Below are 912 nucleotides of genomic sequence, written 5' to 3' on the forward strand. Positions count from 1 at the left end.
GCCGCGCGCGGACACCGGGTGGCCTGGGCGTGCGCGGACCCGGCGCTGGTGCGCCGGCTCGCGGGCGCCGACGCCGAGGTCTTCGGCTGCGCGGGTCCGGTCCCGGGCGCCGAGGGCGTCGTACGACCGCCGGACCTGCGGGGCGCTGAGGCACTGAGGTTTCTGTGGGAGTGGTACCTGCTGCCGCTGGCCGACGCCATGGCACCGGGCGTCCATGCGGCGGCCGAGGTGTTCCGCCCGGACGTGGTCGTGGCCGACCAGCAGGCCTTCGCCGGCGCCCTGGTGGCCGAACGCCTCGGCCTGCCGTGGGCCACTTCGGCCACCACCCCGGCGGAGTTCACCGGCGCCTACGACGGGCTGCCGAAGGTCGCCGCCTGGCTGAGCGATCGCCTGACCGAGCTGCGCGCCCGCATCGGCGACCCGTCCGGCACCGCCGACCCCCGGTACTCGCCGCATCTGCTGCTGGTGTTCAGCACGCCCGAACTCATCGGCCCCCAGGCCCCGTTGGCCCCGCACATTCACTACGTCGGCCCCTCCCTCGCCGACCGCCCGGCCGGCCCCGGCTTCCCCTGGGAACGACTGGACCAGGGCCGGGCGAAGGTCCTGGTGACCCTGGGCACGGCGAACGCCGACGCGGGCGGCCGGTTCCTCGCCGAGTGCCGCACCGCGCTGCGCGAGCGCGCCGACCGGGTGCAGGCGGTGATCGCCGACCCGGGTGGCCTCCTCGCGGCACGGCCCGGCGACAAGGACGTCCTGGTCCTCTCGTCGGTGCCCCAACTCCCCCTGCTGGAAAGGGTGGACGCGGTCATCTGCCACGCCGGGCACAACACCGTGTGCGAGGCGCTGTGGCACGGCGTCCCGCTCGTCGTCGCGCCCATCCGTGACGATCAGCCCGTGGTGGCCGGACAGGTC

1 protein-coding gene is annotated in these 912 nt (G+C 75.7%); it reads left to right on the top strand.

The genetic code is table 11. From position 1 onward, the window contains the following. Positions 1–912 (top strand): glycosyltransferase (locus M878_RS85150; protein WP_023552433.1); only part of this gene is annotated, 912 nt, incomplete at both ends.

The organism is Streptomyces roseochromogenus subsp. oscitans DS 12.976, from assembly GCF_000497445.1.
In the GTDB taxonomy this organism is placed as follows: domain Bacteria; phylum Actinomycetota; class Actinomycetes; order Streptomycetales; family Streptomycetaceae; genus Streptomyces; species Streptomyces oscitans.